Source organism: Variovorax sp. CCNWLW235, from assembly GCF_037204085.1.
Taxonomy (GTDB): Bacteria; Pseudomonadota; Gammaproteobacteria; order Burkholderiales; family Burkholderiaceae_C; genus Variovorax.
On sequence record NZ_JBBCBW010000022.1, the window covers coordinates 59,198 to 77,913 of the forward strand.

Here is an 18,716-nt window from a genome sequence, read left to right on the forward strand (position 1 = left end):
AGGAGCCCCGCCATGCCACGCAAGTTTGTCGACCTGTCGATCTTTCTCGAAAACGATGTGCTCTCCGACCCGCCCGCGTTCGCGCCGAAGATCCAGTACTTCACGCACGAGCAAACATACGAGCAGATCGAGCCCTTCTTTCCCGGCCTCAAGAAGGAAGACCTGCCCGACGGCGAAGGCTGGGCCGTGGAGCTGGTGCAGCTTTCCACGCACAACGGCACGCACCTCGATGCGCCCTATCACTTTCACTCCACGATGGACAAGGCGCTGGGCGAGAAGAAGCCGGCCATTGCCATTCACGACGTGCCGCTCGAATGGTGCTTTCAGCCGGGCGTGAAGCTCGACTTTCGCCACTTTGCAGATGGCTACGTGGTTACGGCAGAAGACGTGGAAGCCGAGCTCAAGCGCATCGGCCACACGCTGAGCCCGCTGGAGATCGTGGTGGTGAACACGCGCGCGGGTTCGCGCTACGGCAACCCCGACTACGTCTCGGCCGGCGCGGGCATGGGCTACGAAGCCACCATGTACCTGCTGGAGCGCGGCGTGCGCCTGACGGGCACCGATGCGTGGAGCTGGGATGCGCCCTTTGTGCACACGGCCAAGAAGTACGGCGAAACGAAGGACGCCTCGCTCATCTGGGAAGGCCACAAGGCCGGCCGCGACATCGGCTATTGCCACATCGAGAAGCTGCACAACCTGGAGGTGCTGCCGCCCACGGGCTTCTTCATCAGCTGCTTTCCGCACAAGATCCGAGGCGCATCCGCGGGCTGGACGCGCGCGGTGGCAATCTTCGACGATGCGCTGATGGCATCGGTCTGAACCTGGAGCAGCAAGACAAATGATTGCGCTCAACCACACGCATGACGCCGCCGCCAGGAGCTGGCTCGACACGGCCAATGCCGCGGGAACCGACTTCCCGATCCAGAACCTGCCGTACGCAGTGTTCCGCCGCGCGGGCAGTCCGGAGCCGTTTCGCGGCGGTGTCGCCATTGGCGACCAGGTGCTCGACATGGCGGCGCTTTCGGCGCGCCAGTTGCTCGACGGACTCGCACTCGATGCGGCCCGTGCCGCCGCGCTGCCGGCGCTCAACGACTTCTTCGCGCTCGGCGGGGCCGCATGGCAGGCGCTGCGCCACGCAGTATTCGCATTGCTGCGGGGCGACGCACCGGTCGCGACGAGAAACGCCGTGCGCGAATGCCTGGTGCCGCAAGCCGAGGTCGAGTACACCGTGCCCGCGCGCATCGGCGACTACACCGACTTCTACACCTCCATCGACCACGCGCTCAATATCAGCCGCCTGATGAATCCCGATGGGGACGTGACGCCCAACTTCCGCTGGATTCCCACGGCGTACCACGGGCGCGTGTCGACCATCGGCGTGAGCGGCCAGCGCTTTCACCGCCCGATGGGGCAGACGATGGCGCCGGGCGCCAAGGCGCCGACGTACCACGCCTGCGCGCGGCTCGACTACGAGCTCGAGCTGGGCGTGTGGATCGGCGAAGGCAATGCGGCGGGCGAGCCCATTCCGCTCGCGCATGCGGAAGAACACATCTTCGGCATCTGCCTGCTCAACGACTGGTCGGCGCGCGACATCCAGTTCTGGGAGATGGCGCCGCTCGGGCCTTTTCTGGCAAAGAACTTTGCGACCACCATCTCGCCGTGGATCGTGACGATGGAGGCGCTGGCGCCGTATCGCCAGGCCTGGACGCGGCCCGCGAACGAGCCCCAGCCGCTCGACTACCTGGAGAACGAAGCGAATCGCGAAAGCGGCGCCATCGACATACGGCTCGAGGTGTGGCTCGAAAGCGAAAAGGCGCGGAGCGACAAGAGCGGCCCTTCCCGCCTGTCGCGCACGAGCTTCAAGCACCAGTACTGGAGCGTGGCGCAAATGGTGGCGCACCACACCGTGGGCGGCTGCAGCCTGAACCCAGGCGACCTGTTCGGCAGCGGAACCATCTCGGGGCCGGGGCCCGGAGAGGCCGGCGCCATCATCGAACTGACGCGTGCCGCGCAAAGCCCGGTCACGCTGGCAAACGGCGAGCAGCGCGGCTTTCTGGAAGACGGCGATGCGGTGCTGCTGCGCGGCTGGTGCGAGAAGCCGGGGCATGCGCGCATCGGTTTTGGCGAAAGCCGGGGGACGGTGCTGCCGGCACGGGGCTGAGAAACTTTGCGGCGCCCAAAAGAAAAGGCCACCGGTGAGGTGGCCTTTTGCATGAAATGTGGAGCGGGAAAAGAGTCTCGAACTCTCGACCTCAACCTTGGCAAGGTTGCGCTCTACCAACTGAGCTATTCCCGCATTTCAGGAGTCGAATTATAGAGGGATTTTGGGGCCGTTTCGGCGGGGTCAGGTTTCGAACACCAGCGACCGGTGCAGAGACACCCCCGCCATCACGCCGTCGGCGGAGGCCAGCGTGGCGTTGTGCATCAGCATGGCGGCGTCGCCCGCGGCGAAAACGCCGGGCACTGTGGTCATCTTCATCGCGTCGGTGCGGATCACCGGGCCGAACGGGCCGTCGTCGAAGGCGCAGCCCAGTTGTTCAGCGAGCGGACTGCCCGGCCGCGTGCGGGGCGCCAGGAACAGGGCGTCGAGCGGCACGAGGCGGCCGCCTTCGAGGCGCACGGCGGACAGTTCCTGCCCCGGCCCTTCGAGCGCCACGACGCGCGCGGATTCGATGGCCACGCCGCGCGTCTCCAGCTTGGCGCGCACTTCGTCGTCGACCATGTGGTTGCCGTTCAAGAACAGTGTGGCCGGCCCCCATTCGGCGATGAGTATTGCGTGCTCCGGTGGGTGCGGGCTCTCGAGCAGGATGCCGAGTTGCTTGCCGCTGAACTCATAGCCGTGGCAATACGGGCAGTGCAGCACGCTGGTGCCCCAGCGCTCGCGCACGCCTGCAATGTCCGGAAAGCCGTCCTGCACGCCGAACGCCAGAACGATCTTGCCGGCCGATAGCTGCCGGCCGCCTTCCAGGGACGCATTGAATCCGCCTGAACCATCGGCATGTGCACTCGCCACGCTCCCTTCGATGAAGGTGACGTTCGGATACGCCAGCACCTTGGCGCGCGCATCGGCAATCATCTTCAGCGGCGGCGTGCCGTCCTGGCCGAAAAAGCCGTGCGAGGCCGCGGCAAAGCGGTTGCGCGGCGCGCCCGCATCGACCACGCACACCTTCTTGCGCGCACGGGCAAGCTGCATTGCAGCGGAAAGGCCGGCAAAGCTGCCGCCCACGACCAGAGCGTCATAGCGCATGTTCAATGTCCTTGTGAGTGAAGCCGCCGCCCGTCATACGGCGATGAAAGTCTTTCGACAAGTCGGCCAGCGTGATGCTGTTGAAACGCTTGAGCAGCAAGGCCTCGGCCTCCTCGCAGGCGCTGTCGAGCGCGGCGTTCACCGCCTGCTCGACCACGCAGCCGGGGCTCTCGGTGCGGTTGCCCATGGCCAGCAGCGCGGGCGAACCGACCGCGTTGTGAATGTCGCCCAGCGTGACCGCGGCCAGCGAGCACGACAGCACCCACCCGCCGCCGTGGCCCTTGGCCGAGCTTACGAAGCCGGCCTGGCGCAAGCCCGACATGACCCGCCGCACCACGACCGGGTTGGTGTGCATGGCCACGGCCAGCGATTCGGAGGTGACGGGCCCGTCCGTCTCGGCCATGTGCAGCAGCACGTGAAGAACTGCGGAAAGCTTGCTGTCTCGTTTCATGCAACATTATTAGTTGCGTGAAATGAAGCATGCCGAAACGAAGGCGATTTGCCCCTACGGATCGAACGGTTGTGAACGTGCGGTGGGCGCGGCGGGGTTAACGCGCGAGCCCTCTTTTCCGCTGACGGAGGCGTCCCACGCAAGTGAGCGACTGCTTCGCACACGGCGACATATGGCGGCGTGGTCACGGTAGCGACCGAACTGGCCCAAAGCCGGTTCTGGTCATCCGACCATTCAATCGAAAGGAAAAGTTACCTATGAAGCAGCAACAACAACACAAGTCCATCGTCGTCGGCGCCTTGCTCGCAAGCCTGCTCGCACTGAGCGGCTTTGCACAGGCGCAAGGCGTTGGGGTCGGTGTAGGCGTGAATGCCGATGTCAACACGTCGGGCGCGGTGAAGACCGCACCGGCCCAGGGCAGTGCAGGTGCAGGGGCGGGGGGGGCGGGAACGGCCGCCACAGCGGGCACCTCTGCCAGCGGCAATGCCGGCGGTGGCACCGGCGGCGCAGCGGGCGGCCTGGGCAACACGCTCGGAGGCGTGGTCGGCGGTGCAACGGGTGCCGTAGGTAACGCAACGAACACGGTAGGCGGTGCCACCGGGGCCGTGAGCGGTGCTACGGGCGCCGTGGGCGGCGCAACCAATGCAGCCGGCGGTGTGACCAACACGGTGGGCGGCACGCTGAACAGCGCGACAGGTGCGGTGGGGTCGGCCGGCGGGGCCGTGAAGCCTTCGGGCGCCGGCGTGGGCGCAAAGGCCAGTGGCAAGGCCAAGGGCTCGGGTGCGGTCGACGTGACGAAGTAAGTACTTCGGTCGCATAGGCCTCTAAGCAGAGGCCTCGGAAGCCCGCAGCGCTCGCGCGTTGCGGGCTTTTTCATGAAGCGTCAGCCGGTCGCTTCAAGCCTGAAAAGACTGGTGACCTCCACGTCGAGCACCATCAGCTCGCGTTGGTTGAAGAGCCGCCAGCGCCAGCGCATGATGCCCAGCGTGGGCCGCTTCTCCGAGCGCCGCACCTCGATGACGTCGGCCACGAGCCGCAAGGCATCGCCGGGCCGCACGGGGTGCGGCCAGCGCACATGCTCGAGCCCCGGCGATGCGAACGACTCGGAGCCTGCGAGCGCGGCATCGACCACCAGGCGCATGGCAATCGAGCAGGTGTGCCAGCCGCTCGCGATGAGTCCGCCAAAGGCGCTGTCCGCTGCGGCCTCGGGATCGGTGTGAAACCACTGCGGGTCGTACGCTTGCGCAAACCCGACGAGCTCCGCCTCGGTAACAACGTAAGGCCCGGCCTCGATGACCTGCCCCGCGTGAAAGTCGGAGAACTTCATCCGCCGCAGCTTAATACGTCTCCAGGTGCAGCCGGCCTTCGCGCTTCAGTGCGGCACCCACGGTGTCCCAGTCCAGGCCCGCTTCCTTCGCCACGTCGCGCAATGCGAGCACCACGCCCTCTTCCATGCTCTTGAGGCCGCACACGTAGAAGTGGCTCGCGCCGTCTTTCAGCAGCGCGGCCAAATCGGCGGCGCGCTCGCGCATCAGGTCTTGCACATAGCGCTTGGGCTGGCCCGGCGTGCGCGAGAACGCCAGGTTGATGTCGATGAAGTCCTTGGGCAGCGACTGCAGCGGGCCGAAGTACGGCAGCTCCTGCTGGGTGCGTGCACCGAAGAACAGCATGAGCTTGCCCCCTTCGAACTTGCCGCTCTTGCGCAGGCGCCGGCGCCACTCGGTCATGGCACGCATCGGTGCGCTGCCGGTGCCGGTGCAGATCATCACGATGTGCGACTTGGGATGATTGGGCATGAGGAACGAGGCGCCGAACGGCCCCACCACCTGCACCGTGTCGCCCACCTTCAGGTCGCACACATAGTTGGAGCACACGCCGCGCACCGGGTCGCCCTGGTGGTCTTCAGTCACGCGCTTCACGGTGAGCGACACGTTGTTGTAGCCGGGCCGCTCGCCGTTGCGCGGGCTCGCCACCGAGTACTGGCGCGCATGGTGGCGCTTGCCGATGGCGTCCACACCCGGCGGAACGATGCCGATCGACTGGCCTTCGAGCACCGGGAACGGCACCACGCCGAAGTCGAGCACGATGTGATGCGTCTCGCTGTCGAAGCCCGCTTCGGTGCAGTTGAAGTTGCCGACCACGGTGGCGGTCGTCGGCGTCTTCGGCGGAAAGAGATTGGTGTAGGCGTGCGCGGCCGACCATGGCGGCACGGTGGCGCCGTACTGGGCCGAATTGAAGACGGGCTCAACGGCTTCCGCAGCGGCCTGCGATTGCGCCGGCACGGGCGCGGCTGGCGAGGCTTCACCGCCGCTGTCGGCGGCAACGCCTGCGGCTTCGAGTTCTTCGGGCGAGAGTTCCGCCGGCAGCGATTCCCAGGTGAACTGCTCCTCGATGGAGTACGCGCGCACCACCGGCATCGTGCGCCAGTTGTCGATCGAGCCCGTGGGGCACGGCGAGATGCAGGCCATGCAGCCATTGCAGATGTCGGCCCGAACGACATAGTTGTTGTCGTCGTGCGTGATCGCGTTGACGGGGCAGGTGGCCTCGCAGGTGTTGCAGCGGATGCAGATCTCGGGGTCGATCAGGTGCTGCTTGATGACCCCGGCTTCAACGGCCATGTCCATGTTTTTTCTCCTTTCCCTCGCCCCTTGGGGAGAGGGTCAGGGTGAGGGGGCGGCAGCTTGTCGTGGGGACGCCGCCTACCCTCACCCCTGCCCTCTCCCCGAGGGGAGAGGGAGTAATACCCCAATCAGCCGAAACGCACGTATTCAAAATCCACCGGCTGGCGGTTGATACCCATCACCGGCGGCGAGATCCAGCCGGCAAACTTGCCCGGCTCCACCACGCGGCCCATCAACGATGCCACGAAAGCAAAGTCTTCGGCGCTCGGCAGCCATTCGTTCTTCTTGGCGGCCCATTCGACCTCGTTCACCACGCGGCCTTCGGGCGACATCTTGATGCCGGCAAGCGCGCCGATCTGGCGGTTGAAGGCCTTGTGCGGCACCACCAGGCGGGTGGGAATGCCGGCCTTCTCGAGCACCTTGTTCCAGCGGCCGACGCCGGCCACCGAGTCCTTGATGAAGTCGTCGCGCAGCACTTCGTTCAGCGCGTTGAGCATCGGCACGTCCTTCTCGACGAGCTGGCCGTCCTTCACCTCGAGCACCTTGTAGGTCTGGCCCTTGAGCACGTGGTCGTCGCCTCGCTTGCCTTCTTCGTAGCGGCCCTTCAGGCCCGAGCTGTAGAAGATGGCGGCGTTGCTCGACTGGTCGGCGCCGAACAGGTCGATGGTCACGCTGTAGTGGAAGTTCAGGTAGCGCTGGATGGTGCCCAGGTCGATGGCGCCCGCGGCACGCACCTTCTGCGCATCGTCGGTCTTCAGCTCGTTCATGACCTGCGCGGTGCGCGCCAGAACACGTGACACGCCGCTTTCGCCCACGAACATGTGGTGCGCTTCTTCGGTCAGCATGAACTTGGTGGTGCGCGCCAGCGGATCGAAGGCGCTCTCGGCCAGCGCGGCCAACTGGAACTTGCCGTCGCGGTCGGTGAAGTAGGTGAACATGAAGAACGCGAGCCAGTCAGGCGTCTTCTCGTTGAAGGCACCCAGGATGCGCGGGTTGTCCTGGTCGCCCGAGGTGCGCTGCAACAGCGCCTCGGCTTCCTCGCGGCCGTCGCGGCCGAAGTGCTTGTGCAGCAGGTAGACCATGGCCCAAAGGTGGCGGCCCTCTTCCACGTTGATCTGGAACAGGTTGCGCAGGTCGTACATGCTCGGCGCCGTGAGGCCCAGGTGGCGCTGCTGCTCGACCGACGCGGGTTCGGTGTCGCCCTGCGTCACGATGATGCGGCGCAGGTTGGCGCGGTGCTCGCCGGGCACGTCCTGCCAGGCCTTCTCGCCCTTGTGGTCGCCGAAGTGGATCTCGCGGTTGGCGTCGCCCGGGTTCAGAAAAATGCCCCAGCGGTAGTCGCGCATCTTCACGTGGCCGAACTGCGCCCAGCCTTGCGGATCGACGCTCACGGCCGTGCGCAGGTACACCTCGTGGTTGGTCGAACCCTCGGGGCCCACGTCGTCCCACCAGTTGATGAAGTTGGGCTGCCAGCCTTCGAGCGCGCGCTGCAGCGTGCGGTCTTCGCCGAGGTTGACGTTGTTGGGGATCTTCTCGCTGTAGTTGATCGTGCTCATCGTTGTTCCTTGGGTTGTGCGAAGGACTGCGGGTTCAAACGCGGTTCAAATCGAATCCGGCCTTTTCGCCGGTGCCGTAGACCTTGAGCGCGCCCTTTTCGCCGACGGCGTTGGGGCGGTTGAAGATCCAGTTCTGCCAGGCGGTGAGCCGGCCGAAGATGCGGGTGGCCATGTTTTCCTTGCTTGCAAAGCGCAGGTTGGCTTCCAGGCCGGTGAGCGCGTCGGGCGACATGGCGGCGCGCTCCTCGACGGCAATGCGGATCTCGTCGTCCCAGTCGATGTCGTCGGGCGCGGCGGTTACCAGGCCGAGCTTCAGCGCTTCGTCCGCGTCCAGCGGCTTGCCGGCGGCGGCGCGTGCTGCGTCGAGCGGCGCGGCCTCTTCATAGAAGCGTCGCTCCAGGCGGCTCTGGTCGTTGACCATCGGATAAAAGCCGAAGTTGAATTCGTTGAGCACGAGCTTCGGCGCGCGCTCGGCATCGTCGGGCAGCGCCAGCATGTAGCTGCGATCGGCTGCAAAGGCCAACTCCGCCAGCGTGCCGGCAAAGCACGAACCCGCCTCGACCAGTGCGAACAGGCTGCGCGACGACACATCGAGGCGTGCCAGCGTCCGGCGCAGAGCCCCGATGGTTTCGCGCACCAGCCAATGGTCCTTATGGGCGAGCATCACGGCGTCCGATGCGAGCACGGCCTGTGCGTCGCCTTCGGTCTTGAGCAGCCAGGTGCCGATGTCGAGCTCGTTGGTGCGCAGGTGAAGAATGGCGTCGTCCAGCTCGCGGCACACGGCCAGCGGCCACCAAGCGGCGCCCGCGGCCTCGATGTCGGCAACGCCGGCCGGTTGCGTGCCGGTGGGTGCTTTCACTGTGATGGTGGCAGTGCGCTTGCTGCGGTCGATCTGGATCTCGACGTTCGAATAGCGCAGGCTGTCGGCGGTTTCCTCGCGCTCCAGGCGGGTCAGCGCCACGCCCTTGCCGCCCGCGGGGCGGTCGCTGCCGGCGGCGAGCTGCGCGGCGCGGTCTTGCACGGCGGCCGCAAATTGCGCGGGCTTGGCGACGGCGTCGACCAGGCGCCAGTCGACCGCGCGCTGGCCGCGCACGCCTTCGACGCTGGTGCAGAAGATGTCGGCGAGGTCATGGCGCACGTGGCGCTTGTCGGTCACGCGGGTCAAGCCGCCGGTGCCGGGCAGCACGCCGAGCAGCGGCACTTCGGGCAGCGACACGGCCGAAGAGCGATCGTCCACCAGCAAGATTTCGTCGCAGGCCAGCGCCAGCTCGTAGCCGCCGCCGGCGCAGGCGCCGTTCACGGCTGCGATGAACTTCAGGCCCGAATGCTTCGACGAGTCTTCGATGCCGTTGCGCGTTTCGTTGGTGAACTTGCAGAAGTTCACCTTCCAGGCGTGGCTCGAGACGCCCAGCATGAAGATGTTGGCGCCCGAACAGAAGATGCGGTCCTTGCCGCTGGTGACGATCACGCTGCGCACTTCAGGGTGCTCGAAGCGCACGCGGTTGAGCGCGTCGTTCAGTTCGATGTCCACGCCCAGGTCGTAGCTGTTGAGCTTGAGCTTGTAGCCCGGGCGAATGCCGCCGTCTTCCGCAATGTCGAGCACCAGGCGCGCCACCGCGCCGTCGAAGCTGAGCTTCCAGTGCTTGTACTGCGCGGGTTCGATGCGGTAGTCGACGCGCGGGGGCGCCTGAAGGGTGGTGGTCTCGGTCATACGGAAGTCTCCTGTGGGGGCCAGATGCAAACCGGAAGAATAATGCATCTTCTGGTTCCGATAACATGCATCATGCTGCATGCGAACAGGCAAGTCAATGCCTGAATCGCTTTTTTTCAATACTTCAGTTCAGGCGCCGATGCCGATCGACTGGCGCGCGGCGGCCCGCAGCGCCTGGAAGCTCTGCGCCAGGGTCTTGCCGCTGGTGTCAACCGAGAGATCGGCCTTCGAATAGAAGGCGGCGCGCCCGTTCAGGATGCGCCGCAGGTCTTCCATGGCTTCCTTGCTGGCGGCCATGGGGCGGGTGTCGCCCTGCGCGGCCACGCGGCCCATGTGCTCTTCGGGTGCGGCCTGCAGCCACACGGTGGTGCAGTGCGCGAGCAGTTCGTTGAAGGTGGCGGGGTCGGACACGATGCCGCCCGGCGTGGCAATGACCACTTCGCTATAGATCTGGATCGTTTCCTCGAGCGCGCGGCGCTCGTAGCGGCGGTAGGCATTGGTGCCGTACAGGTCGTGGATCTCGCGCACGCTGCAGCCCGCGAGCTTCTCGATCTCGCGGCTCAGTTCCACGAAAGGCAACTCCAGGTCGTCGGCCAGCATTTGCCCGAGCGTCGACTTGCCTGCGCCGCGCAGGCCCACCAGCGCAATGCGGCGGTGCCGCGCCGGATCGACCGAGGCCGTGCCCAGCAGCTCGCCCAGCGCCAGGCGCACGCGGCGCAGGTCGGTTTCGCTGCGGTTTTCGAGCAGTTCTCGAATGAGCAGCCACTCGGGCGAGCTGGTGGTCACGTCGCCGACCAGCTCGGCCAGCGAGCAATGCAGCGCGCCGGCCACCTGCTGCAGCACCAGGATCGATGCGTTGCCGATGCCGTATTCGAGGTTGGCCAGGTGCCGCTCCGACACGCCGGCCGAAATGGCCACGGCCTTGCGCGTGAGGCCGCGCTGCGCGCGCAGGTTGCGCACGCGGTCGCCCAATGCCGCCAGCAACGGGTTCCTGGCCTCCCCGGCCGATGCGGCGGCTACTGCGTTGCCGGCGTGATTGCCGTCGTGCGCGGTGGACAGCACCGCGTCTACATGCTCGTTCATGCAAGTCCTCGTTCTTGGCCGGGATTGTGCGCGCTCAGGGTAAACACCATATATGCACTATATTGCTTGACACCTATTGGCTCGGTGCTTATTGTTCGACCACAAGCAAGATACTGCACGCGCAACAATCCTGCAATGTAGTTCATAAGTTCGCTGTGGCGCCACCCTGCCAGCCAGCCTCCAAAAAGGAAGCCCGCCAATGTCCAGCAAGGAAGCATTTCACCAGTTGATTGCCGGTCTGACCGCCGAAATTGCCGACCGGCCGCTCGACGAACAGCTCGACCAGTGGCTGAACGCCACGCACGGCGCGGGCACCGCCACCTTCGAGCAACTGCGCCAGGCCTGCATCGGCGGCGTGGCCGAAGGCTGGCTGTGCGAGCGCGAGGGCGGCGGCATCCGCTACGGCCGCGTGTTCAAGGCCGAAGACGCACTGCACCGGTTCTCGGTCGACGTGGTCGACATGCAGGACATCGACGGGCCGCACCACACGCATCCCAACGGCGAGATCGACCTGATCATGCCGCTCGAAGGCAGCGCCAGCGCCACCTTCGACGGCCGGCCTGCGGGCTGGTGCGTCTACGGCCCCGGCACCGCGCACCGCCCGACCGTCGCGCAAGGCCGCGCGCTCGTCCTCTACCTCTTGCCCGAAGGGCAGATCAAGTTCACCCAATGACCGAGCTTCTTTCCAACTACGTCGCCGGCCGCTGGCAAAGCGGATCGGGCGCCGGCACGCCCTTGTTCGACCCGGTGCTGGGCGCCGAGCTCGTGCGCGTCGACGCCACCGGCCTCGACCTACCCGGGGCCTTTGCCTTTGCACGCGAACAGGGCGGCAACGCATTGCGCGCCCTCACCTACCGCCAGCGCGCGGGGCTGCTTGCTGCCATCGTGAAGGTGCTGCAGGCCAACCGCGATACCTATTACGAGATTGCGACGGCCAACTCCGGCACGGTGAAGAACGACTCGGCCGTCGACATCGACGGTGCGATCTTCACGCTGGGCCAGTACGCCAAGTGGGGCGATGCGCTCGGCGACGCGCGCGCGCTGCGCGACGGCGATGCGGCCAAGCTCGGCAAGGAGCCGGTGTTCATGTCGCAGCACCTGCAGGTGCCGACGCATGGCGTGGCGCTGTTCATCAACGCGTTCAACTTTCCGTCGTGGGGCCTGTGGGAAAAGGCGGCGCCGGCACTGCTCTCTGGCGTGCCCGTGATCGTGAAGCCGGCCACGGCCACCGCCTGGCTCACGCAGCGCATGGTGCGCGACGTGGTCGATGCGGGCGTGCTGCCCGCGGGTGCGCTCTCCGTCGTCTGCGGCAGCTCGGCCGGCCTGATGGATGCGCTGCAGCCCTTCGACGTGGCTTCGTTCACCGGCTCGGCCGAAACCGCGGCGGTCATCCGCTCTCACGCCGCCGTTACTGAGCGCTCGGTGCGCGTGAACATCGAAGCCGACAGCCTGAACAGCGCCCTGCTGCTGCCCGGCGACGCGCCCGGCAGCGATGCCTTCAACCTGCTGGTGCGCGAAGTGGTGCGCGAGATGACGGTGAAGTCCGGTCAGAAATGCACCGCCATCCGCCGCATCCTGGTGCCGGCGGAACTGTACGAAGCCGCGGCCGAGGCGATTGGCGCCAAGCTCAAGGGTGTGACGGTGGGCAACCCGCGCAACGAGAGCGTGCGCATGGGTTCGCTCGTGAGCCGCGCGCAGTTGAATGCGGTGAACGAGGGCCTGCAAGCGCTGTCCGCGCAGACCACCGTGTTGTACGACGGCCGCAACACGCCGCTGATCGATGCCGAGCCCTCGGTGGCCGCCTGCATCGGCCCGGTGCTGCTGGGCGCGCGCGATGCCGATGCCGCGCAGCGGGTGCACGACGTGGAAGTGTTCGGCCCTGTTGCCACGCTGCTGTCCTACCGCGATCTTGCGCATGGCATTGCGCTGGCGCATCGTGGTCAGGGCTCGCTGGTGACGTCGCTCTACGGCAGCGATGACGCCGCGTTGGCACAGGCCGCAGTTGCCGTTGCGCCGAGCCACGGACGCGTGCACGTGATCACGCCCGAGGTGGCGCAGGCCCACACCGGCCATGGCAACGTGATGCCGATGTCGCTGCACGGCGGCCCCGGCCGCGCGGGTGGCGGCGCCGAGCTCGGCGGGTTGCGCGCGCTGGATTTCTATCACCGCCGCAGCGCGGTGCAAGCGAGCCCCGGCGTGCTCGCGCAACTCGGCCTCTAGCTCTTAAACAAGAAGACCCGAGAAGAAAAGAACACGGCCCCAGGAGACACGCATGACAAGCCCGCCCGCACGATTCAACTTTGCCGAACACCTGTTCGCCCTTAACCGCGGCCGCGCCGAACGCATCGCCTACATCGACGACCGCGGCACGCTGAGCTATGGCCAGCTGGAAGACCGCGCGCGCCGCCTGGCCGCCGCGCTCAAGGCTGCCGGCGTGCGCCGCGAAGAACGCGTGCTGCTGCTCATGCTCGACAGCAGCGACTGGCCCGTGAGTTTTCTGGGCTGCCTCTATGCCGGCGTAGTGCCCGTTGCGGTCAACACCCTGCTCACGCCCGACGACTACGCCTACATGCTCGACCACAGCCGCGCGCAGGCCGCGCTGGTGTCGGGTGCGCTGCTGCCGGGCCTGCAGGAGGCGATGGGCCGCGGCACGCATGAAGTGCACACACTGATCGTCTCGCAACCGACGGGCGCGCTGCCCGCAGGCGCGCTGGAGTTCGACAGCCTGATTGCCGCCGCCGAGCCGATGGCATCCGCTGCGCCCACCGCCTCCGACGACCCCGGTTTCTGGCTGTATTCATCCGGCTCCACCGGCAAGCCCAAGGGAACGGTCCACACGCATGCCAATCTCTGGTGGACGGCCGAGCTCTACGGCAAGCCGGTGCTCGGGCTCACCGAGAACGACGTGTGCTTCTCGGCCGCGAAGATGTACTTTGCGTACGGCCTTGGCAATGCGCTGACCTTTCCGTTGTCGGTCGGTGCGACCGTGGTGCTCATGGCCGAGCGCCCCACGCCCGACGCCACTTTCCGCCGCTGGACCGAACACAAACCGACGGTGTTCTTCGGCGCGCCCACCGGCTTTGCCGGCATGCTTGCCTCGCCGAAGCTGCCGACGCGTGAGCAGGTGGCGCTGCGCATGTGCTCTTCCGCCGGAGAGGCACTGCCCGGCGAGATTGCACAGCGCTTCAAGGCGCACTTCGGCTGCGAGATCATCGACGGCATCGGCTCCACGGAGATGCTGCACATCTTCATTTCCAACCGCCCCGGCGACGTGCGCTACGGCACCACGGGCCGGCCGGTGGAAGGCTACGAAGTCGAGCTGCGCGGCGAAGACGGCCGCCCGGTGCCGGACGGCGAAGTGGGCGACCTCTACATCCGCGGCCCGAGCGCGGCGCTCATGTACTGGTGCAACCGCGAGAAGTCGCGCGAAACCTTCCAGGGCGGCTGGACCAAGAGCGGCGACAAGTACACGCGCGACGCCGACGGCTACTACACCTACGCCGGTCGCAGCGATGACATGCTGAAGGTCAGCGGCATCTATGTGTCGCCGTTCGAAGTGGAAGCCACGCTGATGCAGCACCCGGCCGTGCTCGAGGCCGCGGTCATCGGCAAGGAAGACGCGGACGGGCTGACCAAGACGAAGGCTTTTGTCGTGCTGAAAGATGGCCAGTCGGTCACGGACGAGGAACTGAAGGCGTTCGTGAAGGAACGGCTCGCGCCGTACAAGTACCCGCGGTTTCTGGAGTTTGTGCAGGAGCTGCCGAAGACGGCGACGGGGAAGATCCAGAGGTTCAGGTTGCGTGAGCGAGAGAGGCAGGCATGAGCATGGGCGTGAGGTTCCCGCATGGTCCCCTCTCCCTCTGGGAGAGGGTTAGGGTGAGGGCATCGGCCTTCGCAAGCGCACTGCTTTTGCCAGCGCCGCTGGCCCTCACCCCCGCCCTCTCCCAGAGGGAGAGGGAGCAACAGCCGGGACCCGGGCAATGAGCACCTCCGACTTCGCCACCATCAACTGGCGCAACCGCCCCATCCGTATCGAATGCCAATGGATCGCCCCCGAGCGCACCGATGCCCCGCTCATCGTCTTCCTCCACGAAGGCCTCGGCTCCGTCGCCATGTGGAAGGACTTTCCCGCCCAGGTCAGCGAAACCGCCAACGCCCGCGGCCTGGTGTTCTCCCGCCCCGGCTACGGCAGCTCCACGCCGCGTGAAGAAAACGAAATCTGGGACGTCGACTTCATGCACCGCCAGGCGCACGAGGTGCTGCCCGCCCTGTTCGCCGCACTGCAGTTCGGCGATGAAAAGCCCTGGCTCTTCGGCCACAGCGACGGCGGCTCGATCAGCTTGCTGTATGCCTCGCGCTTTCCCGACAAGGTGCAGGGCCTGGTGGTCCTGGCGCCGCACATCTTCGTGGAAGACGTGACCGTCGCAAACATCGAGCAGGCCCGCACCGCCTACCTGGGCACCGACCTGCCGAAGAAGCTCGGCCGCTATCACGACAGCGCCGATTCGGCCTTCTGGGGATGGAACCGCATCTGGCTGCATCCGCCGTTTCGCGAATGGAACATCGAGGCCGAGCTCGACGCCGTCCGCTGCCCGGTGCTGGCCATCCAGGGTATCGACGACGAGTACGGCACGCTCGCGCAGATCCACGGCATCGCGGCGCGCGTCAGTGGATGCGAGCTGCTCGAAATCCCTGAATGCGGGCATTCCCCGCATCGCGATCAGCCGGATCGTGTCATCGTCGCGACCACTTCTTTCATTGCCAAAAACAGGAGACAAACACCATGACCCCATTCACCCCGGTTCGCACAGCACGCCTCGCGCTCACCGCGATTGCATTCGCCGCACTGGCATCCGCCGCCGGCGCCCAGGGCACCGGCAAACTCAAGGTCGGCCTGATGCTGCCCTACAGCGGCACCTTCACCGCGCTGGGCGTGGCCATCGAGAACGGCTTCAAGCTCTACGTCGAGGAGCAGGGCGGCAAGCTCGCGGGCCGCGAGATCGAGTTCTTCAAGGTCGACGACGAGTCCGATCCGGCCAAGGCCACCGACAACGTCAACAAGCTGATCAAGCGCGACAACGTCGACGTGATCGTGGGCACCGTGCACTCCGGCGTGGCCATGGCCATGGCCAAGGCCGCGAAGGAAAGCGGCACCGTGCTCATCGTGCCCAACGCCGGCGCCGACGCGGTCACCGGCCCGATGTGCGCCCCCAACATCTTCCGCAGCTCGTTCAGCAACTGGCAGCCGGCCTACGCCATGGGCGAAGTGGCGGCCAAGCAGCAGGGCAAGAAGAAGATCATGACCATCACCTGGAAGTACGCGGCCGGCGAGGAGTCGGTCAACGGCTTCAAGGAAGGCTTCGAGAAGGCCGGCGGCAAGGTCGACAAGCAGCTCACGCTGCCGTTCCCCAATGTCGAGTTCCAGGCGCTCCTGACCGAGATTGCCGCGGCCAAGCCCGACGCGGTGTATGCCTTTTTCGCGGGCGGCGGCGCGGTGAAGTTCGTCAAGGACTACCAGGCCGCCGGCCTCAACAAGACGATTCCGCTCTACGGCCCGGGCTTCCTGACCGACGGCACGCTCGACGCGCAGGGCGAAGCGGCGCAGGGCATGCTGACCACGCTGCACTATGCGGACGGCCTGAACACGGCGCGCGACAACGCGTTCCGCGTGGCGTATGCCAAGTCGTTCAAGCTGCAGCCCGACGTGTATGCCGTGCAAGGCTATGACGCGGCGCAGATGCTGGGCGTGGGCCTGGCCGCCACCAAGGGCGACATCGGCAAGAAGGCCGAGTTCACGGCCGCCATCGAGAAGGCCAAGATCGACAGCCCGCGCGGTGCGTTCACGATGAGCAAGTCGCACAACCCGGTGCAGGACATCTACCTGCGCAAGGTGGAAGGCAAGGAGAACCGGCTGGTGAGCATTGCGGCCAAGGGGCTGGCCGACCCGGCCCGAGGCTGCAGGATGTAGTCGACCACCCCGTCCCTCGCTCACTTCGTGTAGCTCGACTCCCCCTCAAGGGGCGACACCAGCGGCCCGGCAAAGCCGGTTCCGCGGTGTCCCCCGAACATCGCGGGCGCTGCGCGCCACGCTCCTTCTCCAGCCCCTCTACCGGGATGATCTAACGTGGATTTCGGCACCTTCCTTGTCCAGTGCCTGAACTCGGTTCAGTACGGACTTCTGCTCTTCCTGGTGGCCTCGGGGCTCACGCTGATCTTCGGGATCATGGGCGTGATCAACCTCGCCCACGGCAGTTTCTACATGATCGGCGCGTACATGGCGTTCACGCTCGCACCGCTGTTCGGCGACCAGTTTCTGCTGATGCTGGTGGCCGGCGTGGTGCTGGCGGCGGTCTTCGGCTATCTGCTCGAATGGGCCTTCTTCAGCTACCTCTACCAGCGCGACCACTTGCAGCAGGTGCTCATGACCTACGGGCTCATCCTGGTGTTCGAGGAGCTGCGCTCCATTCTGGTGGGCAACGACGTGCACGGGGTCAAGGTGCCGGCGTGGCTGGACGGCAGCTTTGCGCTTGGTAACGTCATGAGCTATCCGTGGTACCGGCTCTTCGCCTCGGCCGCTTGCATCGTGCTGGCGGTGGCGCTGTATTGGGTGGTCAACCGCACGCGGCTGGGCATGATGATTCGCGCCGGCGCAAGCAACCGCGACATGGTGCGCGGCCTGGGCATCGACGTGAAGCGTCTCTACCGCATCGTGTTTGCGGCGGGCGTGGCGCTTGCGGCGCTGGCCGGAATGATCGCCGCGCCGATGTCGTCGGTGTATCCGAACATGGGCGCGAGCGTGCTCATCATCTGCTTCGTGCTGGTGGTGATCGGCGGCATCGGTTCGATCACCGGCGCGCTGCTGGCGTCGCTGCTGGTGGGCTTTGTCGACACCTTCGGCAAGGTGTTCTTCGCGGACCTTGCCGGCATCGGCATCTACCTGCTGATGGCCATCGTGCTGATATGGAAGCCTGAAGGGCTGATGGGGAGGCGGCCATGACGCAAGCCCACACCTCCATGCGGCGCGGCGCGTTTCTCGTGCCGCTGATCTGCGCCATTGCGATCGGCGTGCTGGGCCCGCTCATGGGCAACTACGTCTCCGACTTTGTGGTCAAGGTGATGATCCTGTCGATCTTCGCGCTGAGCCTCGAGCTGCTGGTCGGCATGACCGGCCTCGTGAGCCTGGGCCATGCGGCGTTCTACGGCATCGGCGCTTATGTCACGGTGCTGGCGTCGGGCAACGAGGGCGGCAACCTCGCTTTGCTGCTGCCCGCGGCCATGGGTGCTGCTGCGCTCTATGCATTGTTCGTGGGGGCGCTCAGCCTGCGCACGCGCGGCGTGTACTTCATCATGGTGACGCTGGCGTTCGCGCAGATGGCGTTCTTCGTGTTCCACGACACCAAGGTGGGCGGCGGCAGCGACGGCATCTACATGTATGTGCGGCCCGCCATCGGCAAGCTCGACATGGAGAACCGCATGGTGCTGTTCTATGTGGTGCTCGCATCGCTGGTGTTCACCTACGGCCTCCTGGCGCTGGTGCGCCGCTCGCGCTTCGGCGCGGCGCTGGCGGGCATTCGCGTGAATGAGCAGCGCATGCGCGCGGCGGGCTTTCCTGTGTACGGCTACAAGCTCGCAGCCTTCGTGCTGGCGGGTGCGCTGGCCGGGCTGGCGGGCTTTCTGCTGGCCTCGCGCGACGGCGTGGTCAACCCCGAGCTCATGGCCTGGCACAACTCGGGCGAGGTGCTGCTGATGGTGATCCTGGGCGGCCTGGGGCATTTGCGCGGCGCGGTCATCGGTGCCGTTGCGTTCACGCTGCTGAAGGAGATCTTCTCGACGCATGCCGTGATGGGGCCGCTGGCGGACCATTGGCAATTGACGCTGGGCATCGCGATCATCGTGTTCGTGGCGCTGTTGCCAAAGGGGCTGATAGGCCTTGCGAAGCGGCTGTCGCCGAAGGGGGCTGCATGAGCGGCCCGACGTTCCGGATCTGTCCCCTCTCCCGCAAGCGGGAGAGGGTTAGGGTGAGGGCTGCGGCCCTGCCCATCGCCCT

Annotated in this window: 17 protein-coding genes and 1 tRNA gene; 10 read left to right on the forward strand and 8 right to left on the reverse strand. The window is 66.3% G+C overall.

Annotation, left to right across the window (positions count from 1 at the left end):
* The first annotated feature begins 12 nt into the window (after positions 1-12).
* Both V9L21_RS21150 and fahA read left to right on the forward strand, forming a co-directional pair.
* Positions 13-819: a cyclase family protein gene (locus tag V9L21_RS21150; protein ID WP_337298382.1), complete on the forward strand. Its 807-nt coding sequence runs from the start codon at positions 13-15 to the stop codon at positions 817-819.
* A gap of 19 nt (positions 820-838) precedes the next feature.
* Entirely contained in the window at positions 839-2,161 is a 1,323-nt protein-coding gene (gene fahA, locus V9L21_RS21155) for a fumarylacetoacetase (protein ID WP_281149020.1), read from the forward strand.
* A 59-nt stretch (positions 2,162-2,220) separates the two neighbouring features.
* Here the strand turns inward: fahA and V9L21_RS21160 are convergent.
* The 3 genes from V9L21_RS21160 to V9L21_RS21170 all read right to left on the reverse strand — a co-directional run bounded on the left by V9L21_RS21160 (position 2,221) and on the right by V9L21_RS21170 (position 3,698).
* Positions 2,221-2,296: transfer RNA gene (locus V9L21_RS21160), tRNA-Gly, on the reverse strand.
* 48 nt (positions 2,297-2,344) lie between these two features.
* Entirely contained in the window at positions 2,345-3,247 is a 903-nt protein-coding gene (locus tag V9L21_RS21165; protein ID WP_337314877.1) for an NAD(P)/FAD-dependent oxidoreductase, read from the reverse strand.
* Positions 3,237-3,698 (reverse strand): RrF2 family transcriptional regulator, encoded by a 462-nt coding sequence (locus V9L21_RS21170; RefSeq protein WP_337314878.1) that lies wholly within the window; start codon positions 3,696-3,698, stop codon positions 3,237-3,239. The genes V9L21_RS21165 and V9L21_RS21170 overlap by 11 nt, the downstream gene beginning before the upstream one ends.
* A gap of 257 nt (positions 3,699-3,955) precedes the next feature.
* On the opposite strand from V9L21_RS21170, the gene V9L21_RS21175 reads away from it, so the two are divergent.
* Entirely contained in the window at positions 3,956-4,501 is a 546-nt protein-coding gene (locus tag V9L21_RS21175) for an adhesin (protein ID WP_337314879.1), read from the forward strand.
* Positions 4,502-4,581: 80 nt separating this feature from the next.
* On the opposite strand, the gene V9L21_RS21180 is transcribed toward V9L21_RS21175, so the two are convergent.
* From V9L21_RS21180 to V9L21_RS21200, 5 genes are all read right to left on the reverse strand, one after another.
* The gene (locus V9L21_RS21180; protein ID WP_337314880.1) at positions 4,582-5,025 is read right to left on the reverse strand and encodes a MaoC family dehydratase; all 444 of its coding nucleotides are present in this window, start codon (positions 5,023-5,025) and stop codon (positions 4,582-4,584) included.
* Positions 5,026-5,035: 10 nt separating this feature from the next.
* A complete protein-coding gene (gene boxA, locus V9L21_RS21185; protein ID WP_337314881.1) occupies positions 5,036-6,322 on the reverse strand; it encodes a benzoyl-CoA 2,3-epoxidase subunit BoxA in 1,287 nt (428 codons plus the stop codon).
* Between the two features lie 125 nt (positions 6,323-6,447).
* On the reverse strand, positions 6,448-7,875 hold the full coding sequence (gene boxB, locus V9L21_RS21190) for a benzoyl-CoA 2,3-epoxidase subunit BoxB (RefSeq protein WP_337314882.1): 1,428 nt from the start codon (positions 7,873-7,875) through the stop codon (positions 6,448-6,450).
* A 34-nt stretch (positions 7,876-7,909) separates the two neighbouring features.
* Entirely contained in the window at positions 7,910-9,586 is a 1,677-nt protein-coding gene (gene boxC / locus V9L21_RS21195) for a 2,3-epoxybenzoyl-CoA dihydrolase (protein WP_337314883.1), read from the reverse strand.
* Between the two features lie 129 nt (positions 9,587-9,715).
* Positions 9,716-10,669: a helix-turn-helix transcriptional regulator gene (locus V9L21_RS21200; RefSeq protein ID WP_337314884.1), complete on the reverse strand. Its 954-nt coding sequence runs from the start codon at positions 10,667-10,669 to the stop codon at positions 9,716-9,718.
* Positions 10,670-10,868: 199 nt separating this feature from the next.
* Between V9L21_RS21200 and V9L21_RS21205 the strand changes: the two genes are divergently transcribed.
* The 7 genes from V9L21_RS21205 (at position 10,869) to V9L21_RS21235 (ending at position 18,634) form a co-directional block, all read left to right on the forward strand.
* Positions 10,869-11,342 (forward strand): 4-hydroxylaminobenzoate lyase, encoded by a 474-nt coding sequence (locus V9L21_RS21205; RefSeq protein WP_337314885.1) that lies wholly within the window; start codon positions 10,869-10,871, stop codon positions 11,340-11,342.
* A complete protein-coding gene (locus V9L21_RS21210) occupies positions 11,339-12,889 on the forward strand; it encodes a 3,4-dehydroadipyl-CoA semialdehyde dehydrogenase (protein WP_337314886.1) in 1,551 nt (516 codons plus the stop codon). Before V9L21_RS21205 ends, V9L21_RS21210 begins: the two co-directional genes overlap by 4 nt.
* Before the next feature lie 52 nt (positions 12,890-12,941).
* Positions 12,942-14,492: a benzoate-CoA ligase family protein gene (locus V9L21_RS21215; RefSeq protein ID WP_337314887.1), complete on the forward strand. Its 1,551-nt coding sequence runs from the start codon at positions 12,942-12,944 to the stop codon at positions 14,490-14,492.
* Positions 14,493-14,649: 157 nt separating this feature from the next.
* A complete protein-coding gene (locus V9L21_RS21220) occupies positions 14,650-15,456 on the forward strand; it encodes an alpha/beta fold hydrolase (RefSeq protein ID WP_337314888.1) in 807 nt (268 codons plus the stop codon).
* Positions 15,453-16,637: an ABC transporter substrate-binding protein gene (locus V9L21_RS21225; RefSeq protein ID WP_337314889.1), complete on the forward strand. Its 1,185-nt coding sequence runs from the start codon at positions 15,453-15,455 to the stop codon at positions 16,635-16,637. The genes V9L21_RS21220 and V9L21_RS21225 overlap by 4 nt, the downstream gene beginning before the upstream one ends.
* 156 nt (positions 16,638-16,793) lie before the next feature.
* Complete coding sequence (locus V9L21_RS21230) at positions 16,794-17,666, forward strand: branched-chain amino acid ABC transporter permease (protein ID WP_337314890.1); 873 nt, start codon at positions 16,794-16,796, stop codon at positions 17,664-17,666.
* Positions 17,663-18,634 (forward strand): branched-chain amino acid ABC transporter permease, encoded by a 972-nt coding sequence (locus V9L21_RS21235; protein WP_337314891.1) that lies wholly within the window; start codon positions 17,663-17,665, stop codon positions 18,632-18,634. The genes V9L21_RS21230 and V9L21_RS21235 overlap by 4 nt, the downstream gene beginning before the upstream one ends.
* The last annotated feature ends 82 nt before the right edge of the window (positions 18,635-18,716 follow it).

What these genes read in the sequence shown, in the direction of transcription:
- V9L21_RS21150 (WP_337298382.1), top strand. Translation starts at nt 13, where the DNA reads ATGCCACGCAAGTTTGTCGACCTGTCGATCTTTCTCGAAAACGATGTG.
- fahA (WP_281149020.1), top strand. Translation starts at nt 839, where the DNA reads ATGATTGCGCTCAACCACACGCATGACGCCGCCGCCAGGAGCTGGCTC.
- V9L21_RS21165 (WP_337314877.1), bottom strand. Translation starts at nt 3,247, where the DNA reads ATGCGCTATGACGCTCTGGTCGTGGGCGGCAGCTTTGCCGGCCTTTCC.
- V9L21_RS21170 (WP_337314878.1), bottom strand. Translation starts at nt 3,698, where the DNA reads ATGAAACGAGACAGCAAGCTTTCCGCAGTTCTTCACGTGCTGCTGCAC.
- V9L21_RS21175 (WP_337314879.1), top strand. Translation starts at nt 3,956, where the DNA reads ATGAAGCAGCAACAACAACACAAGTCCATCGTCGTCGGCGCCTTGCTC.
- V9L21_RS21180 (WP_337314880.1), bottom strand. Translation starts at nt 5,025, where the DNA reads ATGAAGTTCTCCGACTTTCACGCGGGGCAGGTCATCGAGGCCGGGCCT.
- boxA (WP_337314881.1), bottom strand. Translation starts at nt 6,322, where the DNA reads ATGGACATGGCCGTTGAAGCCGGGGTCATCAAGCAGCACCTGATCGAC.
- boxB (WP_337314882.1), bottom strand. Translation starts at nt 7,875, where the DNA reads ATGAGCACGATCAACTACAGCGAGAAGATCCCCAACAACGTCAACCTC.
- boxC (WP_337314883.1), bottom strand. Translation starts at nt 9,586, where the DNA reads ATGACCGAGACCACCACCCTTCAGGCGCCCCCGCGCGTCGACTACCGC.
- V9L21_RS21200 (WP_337314884.1), bottom strand. Translation starts at nt 10,669, where the DNA reads ATGAACGAGCATGTAGACGCGGTGCTGTCCACCGCGCACGACGGCAAT.
- V9L21_RS21205 (WP_337314885.1), top strand. Translation starts at nt 10,869, where the DNA reads ATGTCCAGCAAGGAAGCATTTCACCAGTTGATTGCCGGTCTGACCGCC.
- V9L21_RS21210 (WP_337314886.1), top strand. Translation starts at nt 11,339, where the DNA reads ATGACCGAGCTTCTTTCCAACTACGTCGCCGGCCGCTGGCAAAGCGGA.
- V9L21_RS21215 (WP_337314887.1), top strand. Translation starts at nt 12,942, where the DNA reads ATGACAAGCCCGCCCGCACGATTCAACTTTGCCGAACACCTGTTCGCC.
- V9L21_RS21220 (WP_337314888.1), top strand. Translation starts at nt 14,650, where the DNA reads ATGAGCACCTCCGACTTCGCCACCATCAACTGGCGCAACCGCCCCATC.
- V9L21_RS21225 (WP_337314889.1), top strand. Translation starts at nt 15,453, where the DNA reads ATGACCCCATTCACCCCGGTTCGCACAGCACGCCTCGCGCTCACCGCG.
- V9L21_RS21235 (WP_337314891.1), top strand. Translation starts at nt 17,663, where the DNA reads ATGACGCAAGCCCACACCTCCATGCGGCGCGGCGCGTTTCTCGTGCCG.